Here is a 7,545-nt window from a genome sequence, read left to right as displayed (position 1 = left end):
CTCCTTATCAGTAACCCCGGTTCGTCCGGGTCCGCATGGGCTGCTTGTCAGCCCATTGCGTTTATTATAGGTTTGCCCATAACAACACCAAATGAGACAAATCAAGAATCGGCGCAGCTCGGCAATGATTTTTTTATCATCTTGCTCGATCAAAGTCGAGATGCTGTGCGCGCTCGTAAAACGGGAGCATGACAAGCCCGCGTTCCGCGAAGCATGGTCACTCTCTGCTGGTGCTCTTGAATTTGATACTGTACGATACCCTCCCCGCTCCCTGGGTGTATGTAAAGGAGCAGTGCCCAGTATTCAAATATGGCTTGAAGAAAACAGAGTTAAATCGTGAATATTGTATTGAACATCGATGACTATCAAGCAGCCATTTGCTTCGAGCCGAACACTAAGATGTTTCGGGGTGAATTTGTGGAACTGAATGGCGGCGCTGGTTTCTATGCATCCGATGTAGCCGCCCTAAAGCGAGAAGCCCGGATATCATTGCGTCTATTCCTCGAAGAGTGCGATAAACATGGGGTTGAGCCGAAAAAGCAATTCTCCGCTAACGGTTGTCCTGCACGTCTCGACTGAGATCCACCATTCAGATAAGCTGCCGGAACGTTGTTATGAAATCTGGGTAGTTTGGAAAACCGACCTGATAGGAAATATCTCTGGCTACGACCTATATAGCGTTTTGCTGCCGGTACATATCGCAAAGCATCTGTAAAGTGGCCGGTCGGCTCAAGCCGCGCTCATGGGCAATGGCATCAAACTCATTTGCCAGATCCGATTTAAGCCGAAAGGTGACCAGCTTAATCAAGCCGGCAGCCAGCAATCGTTTGTTCGTCTCTGTTGCGTTTTTGGCTCTCAATCTGCGACTGTGTTCAGTGTTGCTGTTTGCCATAGGGAACACTCCTTCCTGAAATTGACAATGTCGAAAAACGCCGGCTCGTCCAGGTCCGTATGGGCTGCGTGTCAGTCCATCGCGTTTATTATAGAATCTCCTATAATTATACGAAATGAGGCAAATCAAGTAATCGTGCCACACCACAATTATTTTTTATTTTCCTGATGTATCAGACGTATATAGTCCGACAATCCATTCAGTTATCGAATTGCCGGATCCCCGTTCACCCTACTCCGATAAGATCTTAGCGATTCCATTGAACGAATCAGCCCATTTCAAGACCCCCACCACTAGCGATCATGCATCCGATGCGATACATCAAGCAGATGGCCGATGAATTTTTCTGCATACGCGGGCAGGTCGCGCCCAGCCAGACGACAGACATTGCGTTCGCGATCGGCCCATTCATCTGTGAGTTTGAGTATATGCAAGCGCGGAGCCCTGCTGTAGGCGCGGGCGCATTCGACCGGTACGATAGCCAGCCCAATGCCGGCGTCAACCATGCGGCAGACCGCTTCGAAACTGCCAACATGCACGCGCTGATGCAAGCGCTTGCCCAGTTTGTAGGCTTTGTCATCCAGAAACGTCTGGATCGCACTTTCGGGGTTAATACCGATAAACTGGTACTGGTCGATCAGGGTTTCAAATGAAATTTCTTTCTGATCTTTCAACGGGTGCGCCAAATGGGTAACGGCCACCAGCTCGTCCCGAAACAGCGGCACCACATCCAGGCCATCCAGGTTGACATTGCTGGAGACAATGCCAATGTCTACTGACCCACCACGGATGGCAGAGACAATTTCCTTGGATAGTTTCTCTTCCAGTTCAATATCAATATCGGGGTTTTCGGCCAGAAACGTCGACAACGCTTCGGACATGAAGGAGTGGGTGGCAGCGGTGTTGGCCATGATCCGCAGCTTGCCCTTGATGCCGGTGGAAAACGGCTGAAGCTCGGCATGCATGCATTCCAGTTGCTGGAACACCCCCTTGGCATACTTCAGAAATACTTCTCCGGCGGGGGTGACGCTCACGCCGGTAACCTGGCGGATCAGCAGCCGCACCTTGAGGGAGTCTTCCAGATTCTTGATACGGGCGCTGGCAGCCGGCAGCGACAGAAAGGTTTTTTCTGCAGCCTTGGTCAGGTTTGAGACTTCACCAATATTGATGAACAGTTTGAGGTCTGTCAGGTCATAACGCATCTTAAGCTTACACGAAGGGGGGGGTTGAGAAATACGAACAATGCCGTCCGCCATTATGGCCTATCATGAAATCGAACAACAATAGATAGTAATCCCTAACTGGATCGACCGGCCATGCTGGCGAGCGGATGAATGAAATTTACAGGAGAAGCCGATGGGCTCAATTGCAGAAGGAAAAGTAGTGATTGTTACCGGGGCCGGAGGTGGTATCGGCCGGGACATTGCAATCGCCTATGCCAAGGCCGGCGCAAAAGTGGTTGTGAACGATATCGGGGTGTCTTTGAGCGGTCAGGGGGGAACTGATGGCCCCGCGCACGCTGTGGTCGACGAAATCACCGCAGCTGGCGGCACCGCAGTCGCCAATACCGACAGTGTCGCCGGCTATGAGTCGGCCAGCCAGATTGTTCAGACCGCCATGGACCATTTCGGTCGTATTGATATCGTCGTCAACAATGCCGGCAATCTGCGCGACCGCCTGTTTCATAAAATGAACGAAGAAGAATGGCGCCAGGTCATTGACGTGCACCTGCATGGAACATTTTTTGTCAGTCGCGCTGCTGCTCCCTATTTTCGAGAACAAGAGTCGGGCGCTTATGTACACATGACGTCAACATCGGGGCTCATCGGCAATTTCGGCCAGTCCAACTACTCCGCAGCCAAGCTGGGTATCGCCGCCTTATCCAAGTCGATTGCACTTGACATGGCCCGGTATAACGTCAGATCCAATTGCATTGCGCCGTTTGCCTGGAGCCGCATGACCAGTTCGATTCCCGCCGAAACGCCTGAAGAAAAAGCGCGGGTGCAGAAACTGCAGAAAATGGAAACGCATAAAGTCGCGCCGATGGCTGTCTATCTGGGCAGCGATGCCGGCGCAGACGTAACCGGTCAGATTTTCGGGGTACGGGCCAATGAAATTCTCCTCTTTAGCCAGCCTCGTCCGGTACGCTCCGTGCACATGTCCGATGGCTGGACGCCCGAGTTGATCGCTCAGATCGCCATCCCGGCCATGCAGGGCCAGTTCCATAAACTGGAGCGCTCTCCCGACGTGATCAACTGGGATCCCATCTGATTACAAGGAGCAGCCGCATGCCACTGGATTACGAACGGATCAAGAACTGGCGTTTTGCCGATACCCGCCACAGCTATACGCAGCGCGACAGCATACTGTACGCGCTGGGTATCGGCCTGGGCTCGGACCCGCTGGATCCATCACAACTGCAATTTGTATATGAAAAACAGCTGCAGGCGTTTCCTACGATGAGCAGCATTCTGTGCTATCCAGGCTTCTGGATGCAAGACCCGGCAACCGGGATCAACTGGGTCAAACTGGTGCATGGTGAGCAACGCAGCATCTGGCACAGACCACTGGCCGCCGAAGGCGTACTGACCGGCAAGACACATATTTCGCATGTAATCGACAAGGGCGCCGACAAGGGCGCACTGGTCATTGCCGAACGCAATATGTACGATGTAAACAATACGCTTGTGGCCACAATCCAGCAGACCACATTTTGCCGTGCTGACGGCGGGTTCGGCCAAGGAGATGCCCCCGTGGCTGCCCTGCCAAGGGTGCCTGAACGTGCACCTGATTATCGGCGCAGGATTCCCGTGGCGCCCAATGCCGCTATTCTCTACCGACTGAATGCAGATCCGAATCCGCTGCATATTGACCCGCAGACAGCTGCCGCCGCCGGGTTCGAACGGCCGATTTTGCACGGACTGTGCACCTACGGGCACGCCGCAAGAGCGGTTGTACAGGACTGCTGCGACAACGACCCTGCCGTGCTATACCGTTTCGATGCCCGTTTTTCGGCGCCGGTGTATCCGGGTGAAACACTGCTTTGCGACATCTGGCGCGAAGGCGCGGATCAGATTCACTTTCAGGTCAGCGTCCAGGAACGCAACGTTGTTGTGCTCAGTAACGGCTATGCCGCCCTGCGCGGCACGCAGTAACCGGCGAAAATCACGCATGCAATAGGCAGCATCGTCGTGCATCACAGCGGATCACAGACAACGAAATGAGAAAATGCCGGCATTGCCCGGCATTTTCTCATTTTCTGCTGGTTCGATAAAAACTAGGCGACCTGGTTCCAAGCCCATAGTGCAACGACAATACCAAAGACGATACGGTACCAGCCAAAAGGACGATAGGATGCACTGGACAGGAATCGCATCAGGGCGCGCACCACAACCAATGCACTAATATAGGCGGCAACAAAGCCCAGCAGGACCGCGAGCAAATTGCTCTCGCTCAGCTGGCCACCATGCCTGTACAAGCTCAATACCGTGGCGGCAATCATGGTTGGCATGGCCAGGAAAAAGGAAAACTCGGTGGCCGTCTTGCGATGAATACCAGCCATCATGCCGGAAATAATCGTTGCGCCCGAACGCGACGTCCCCGGAATCATGGCCAGACATTGAGCGAACCCCACAACCAGCGCCTGCTTCCAGGTGATATCTTCCAGGCTTCTTGTCTGATGAGCCAGTTCATGCTCCTGCAGGGTAGTGTGCTTGGCCATTGAAGGACGCCGTTCCACCCACAGCATAATGATGCCGCCCGCTACGAGCGTAAAAGCGTAAATCATGAACTTGCCATCGAGCAGTTGACTGATATGTTTGATCAGCAGCAGGCCGATAATGGCCGCCGGCAAAAAGGCAATGATCAAATTCATGGTAAAGCGCTGCTCGGTCCGGTTACCGGTGAAGGTGCCGACAATAATCTCGCGCAGGCGCTGCCGATACAACCACATCACCGCCAGAATGGATCCGAGCTGGATCACGATTTCATACACCTTGAATTGCCCGGAGTCAAAGCCGATCCAGTCCCCCAGGATCAGCAAATGGGCGGTGCTGGAAATCGGCAAAAATTCGGTTATCCCTTCGACAATACCCAGAACAACGGCTTTAAACAGGTACCACACTTGATCCATAATGACGGGCTCCGAACCGGACAACAATTTACTGCTTCAGCGAAATAAGCATTTGAGTGAAGATTTTGGGGCTGGCTGCCAGCACATTGCCGGTTTTGAGCCAGGTCTGTTCGCCTTCGAAATCGGCAATAAGCCCGCCTGCTTCCTGGATCAGCAGGCTACCTGCTGCCAGGTCCCAGGGTTTGAGGTGAACCCCGCAATAGCCATCGAAACGACCGGCTGCAACATACGCCAGTTCCAGTACGGTCGCGCCAAGGCGGCGAAAGCCGGAACAGTCGTCGACCAGCCCGTAGTAGCGCTCGGCGCCGGTACGGTTGGAGCCGGAAACAGAAGGGAAACGGCCAGAGATCAGTGCGTCGGAAAAGCGGGTCCGGCTGCCGACACGCACCCGGCGGTCGTTCAGAAAGGCGCCACCACCACGGGTGGCAGTAAACATTTCATTGCGGGCCGGATCATAGACTACGGCCTGAGTGACGACACCCTTGTGCAACAGGGCGATGGACACGGCGTAATTGGGGAACCCGTGTACGAAATTGGTGGTGCCATCCAGGGGATCGATCACCCACTGATACTCCGGCACTTCGTTTTCCTTATCCCTCGCGCCCGGGATGTGGCCGGATTCCTCGCCCAGAAAAGCGTGGTCCGGATAAGCGTCGCGTAACACCTCGATCACTGCCTGTTCTGCGTTCCGATCAATTTCGGTAACGTAATCGTTGGGGCCTTTGCGTGCAATCTGGACTTTATCCAGATCGAGACTGCCACGATTGATAATGGCGCCGGCACGGCGGGCAGCACGTACGGCGATGGTGAGCATGGGGTGCATAGCTTTCCAGACTTCGGTTGAGTAGTAAAATACGCATTTTAATGGACAATAAAGCAGACTTCTGCAAATCCCATCATTTCTGTCCATATTCATGCCGTTCGAAGGAATTTTATGTCACCGCTACATACCCGGGTCCGCTTTATCATGGTGTCGCCGACCCACCCTGGCAATGTGGGTTCTGCCGCAAGAGCAATCAAAAACATGGGATTTGGCGATCTGGTTCTGGTCAATCCGAAAGATAGCGGTATCCTGGCCCATGAAGAGGCCCTGGCGCTGGCCAGCGGGGCCACCGACATCCTGCAAGCGGCACATCTTGCGCCCGACCTTGACGCGGCCCTGGCCGGCATTACCCTGGCCTTTGCCCTGACTGCCCGTACCCGCGACATGGGCCCGCCTTCGCTGGACATCCGCCAGACAGCGCAGCTATCGCGAACGCATCTGAATAATCATGCCGATACGCGTATTGCGATTGTGTTGGGAACAGAAAGAACGGGGCTGGACAATGACGATATCAGCCGCTGCCATCGCATATGCCATATTCCCGCCAACCCTTCGTACAGCTCCCTGAACGTTTCACAAGCCCTGCTGCTGGCGGCCTGGGAGCTAAACTACGCCATGCAGGCGCCGCCGGCAGTCCGGCACACCGGCGCAACGGCCCCGGCTCAGTCCGGCAATCCGCTTTCCACAGGAACGCAGACATCAGCTGGCCGCCCCGACCTGTTGCTAGCGAGGCCCGCCCATGCCTATACAGACATGGTCGATCGCGACTATGCCCCCGCCGAAAAGGTCGAAGCGTTCATCAATCACTGGGAAAGCGCGTTGATCGGGATCGATTTTCTCAATCCCAATTATCCGAAAAAGCTGATGCCACGCATGCGCTATATGTTTACACGCATCCATATGACCCAGGAGGAAGTGGATATGATGCGTGGGGTGTGTACCAACATTCTGAAAACTGTCTATCGGCCATAAGCTGTCTGATCGGCCGGGCTGGCCCAGAACCTGAGGCTCAGCGCAGACCCGCCGCAGCCCCGACAGCCCCTAATTCAGCGGTAATGGTGAATGCGGGCGCCGATCCACCCTCTTGAGCGGGCGCGAACGCGACCGTAACGCCCTGGCTGGCCGACAGTAGCGCGCCCCGCTGCCGCGCACCGCCTGGCATTTTTGCTGCACCAGCGTCGGGAGATTGAATAATGGCTATTTGGCGCTGGCCTGATTGTTGACACCCACTTCCTGCACGGCCACCCGCAATGGACTCGGGCTTTCAAACCCTTCTTCTTTCAATCGCATCGGCACCTCACGATTCAAATCATTCTGCAGATTGAAGAAATTGTCTGCACTGGCCCAGACCCGCAATGTGAGGGTAATGATGCCGTCCTTGCGATCGCCTACGAAAACCGACGGCGCTGGCATTTTCAAGGCGCTGCGCTGTTCGCCGATCAGTTTGAGCAGCACTTCGATCGCCCGGTTGACGTCATCGCCATAACGGATATATGCCGGTACATCCATGCGGCGGTTGTGGTTACGGCTCAGATTGATGATCGTTCCATTCCAGACCGTACTATTGGGTACCGTTACCTGCACGCCGTCGGCCTGCACAATCCGCGTCAGAAACAGCCCGACTTCGTCGACGGTGCCAGAAATGGCCCCAGCCACTGTCACGCTCTCCCCCACTCGCAGGGGTCGCAAACCCAGCAG

Annotated in this window: 10 protein-coding genes; 5 read left to right on the top strand and 5 right to left on the bottom strand. The window is 54.8% G+C overall.

Annotated elements, in window-relative coordinates; translation table 11 throughout:
• Positions 1 to 192 (top strand): hypothetical protein (locus ACTIKR_RS16880; protein ID WP_442328455.1); only part of this gene is annotated, 192 nt, incomplete at its 5' end.
• A 144-nt stretch (positions 193 to 336) separates the two neighbouring features.
• Complete coding sequence (locus ACTIKR_RS16875) at positions 337 to 579, top strand: hypothetical protein (RefSeq protein ID WP_442328454.1); 243 nt, start codon at positions 337 to 339, stop codon at positions 577 to 579.
• Between the two features lie 91 nt (positions 580 to 670).
• Here the strand turns inward: ACTIKR_RS16875 and ACTIKR_RS16870 are convergent, their stop codons facing one another.
• Entirely contained in the window at positions 671 to 892 is a 222-nt protein-coding gene (locus tag ACTIKR_RS16870; RefSeq protein WP_442328453.1) for a hypothetical protein, read from the bottom strand.
• 293 nt (positions 893 to 1,185) lie between these two features.
• Complete coding sequence (locus ACTIKR_RS16865; protein WP_193087469.1) at positions 1,186 to 2,094, bottom strand: LysR family transcriptional regulator; 909 nt, start codon at positions 2,092 to 2,094, stop codon at positions 1,186 to 1,188.
• 154 nt (positions 2,095 to 2,248) lie between these two features.
• Between ACTIKR_RS16865 and ACTIKR_RS16860 the strand changes: the two genes are divergently transcribed.
• Together ACTIKR_RS16860 and ACTIKR_RS16855 are read left to right on the top strand one after the other, a co-directional pair.
• Positions 2,249 to 3,163 carry an SDR family NAD(P)-dependent oxidoreductase gene (locus ACTIKR_RS16860; RefSeq protein ID WP_193087468.1) on the top strand — a complete coding sequence of 305 codons (915 nt, stop codon included), beginning with the start codon at positions 2,249 to 2,251 and terminating at the stop codon, positions 3,161 to 3,163.
• Between the two features lie 17 nt (positions 3,164 to 3,180).
• Complete coding sequence (locus ACTIKR_RS16855) at positions 3,181 to 4,047, top strand: MaoC/PaaZ C-terminal domain-containing protein (protein WP_442328452.1); 867 nt, start codon at positions 3,181 to 3,183, stop codon at positions 4,045 to 4,047.
• Positions 4,048 to 4,169: 122 nt separating this feature from the next.
• On the opposite strand, the gene ACTIKR_RS16850 is transcribed toward ACTIKR_RS16855, so the two are convergent.
• Both ACTIKR_RS16850 and ACTIKR_RS16845 read right to left on the bottom strand, forming a co-directional pair.
• Positions 4,170 to 5,027: an undecaprenyl-diphosphate phosphatase gene (locus tag ACTIKR_RS16850; protein ID WP_442328456.1), complete on the bottom strand. Its 858-nt coding sequence runs from the start codon at positions 5,025 to 5,027 to the stop codon at positions 4,170 to 4,172.
• A 25-nt stretch (positions 5,028 to 5,052) separates the two neighbouring features.
• The gene (locus ACTIKR_RS16845) at positions 5,053 to 5,847 is read right to left on the bottom strand and encodes an inositol monophosphatase family protein (RefSeq protein WP_193087465.1); all 795 of its coding nucleotides are present in this window, start codon (positions 5,845 to 5,847) and stop codon (positions 5,053 to 5,055) included.
• Between the two features lie 111 nt (positions 5,848 to 5,958).
• Here ACTIKR_RS16845 and ACTIKR_RS16840 point away from each other — a divergent pair, with 111 nt between their 5' ends.
• Positions 5,959 to 6,819, top strand: a complete 861-nt coding sequence (locus ACTIKR_RS16840; protein WP_193087464.1) for an RNA methyltransferase — start codon at positions 5,959 to 5,961, stop codon at positions 6,817 to 6,819.
• A gap of 225 nt (positions 6,820 to 7,044) precedes the next feature.
• Here the strand turns inward: ACTIKR_RS16840 and ACTIKR_RS16835 are convergent.
• On the bottom strand, positions 7,045 to 7,545 hold a 501-nt coding region (locus tag ACTIKR_RS16835; RefSeq protein WP_442328451.1), incomplete at its 5' end, for a mechanosensitive ion channel family protein.

Origin of the sequence: Advenella sp. (genome assembly GCF_052108595.1) — a bacterium.
Taxonomy (GTDB): Bacteria; Pseudomonadota; Gammaproteobacteria; order Burkholderiales; family Burkholderiaceae_B; genus Advenella.
This window is presented reverse-complemented; position numbering and strand designations above follow the sequence as displayed.

Bases quoted from the DNA above. Each gene is read 5' to 3' on its own strand.
- ACTIKR_RS16860 (WP_193087468.1), top strand. From the start codon at position 2,249: ATGGGCTCAATTGCAGAAGGAAAAGTAGTGATTGTTACCGGGGCCGGA.
- ACTIKR_RS16840 (WP_193087464.1), top strand. From the start codon at position 5,959: ATGTCACCGCTACATACCCGGGTCCGCTTTATCATGGTGTCGCCGACC.
- ACTIKR_RS16870 (WP_442328453.1), bottom strand. From the start codon at position 892: ATGGCAAACAGCAACACTGAACACAGTCGCAGATTGAGAGCCAAAAAC.
- ACTIKR_RS16865 (WP_193087469.1), bottom strand. From the start codon at position 2,094: ATGCGTTATGACCTGACAGACCTCAAACTGTTCATCAATATTGGTGAA.
- ACTIKR_RS16855 (WP_442328452.1), top strand. From the start codon at position 3,181: ATGCCACTGGATTACGAACGGATCAAGAACTGGCGTTTTGCCGATACC.
- ACTIKR_RS16845 (WP_193087465.1), bottom strand. From the start codon at position 5,847: ATGCACCCCATGCTCACCATCGCCGTACGTGCTGCCCGCCGTGCCGGC.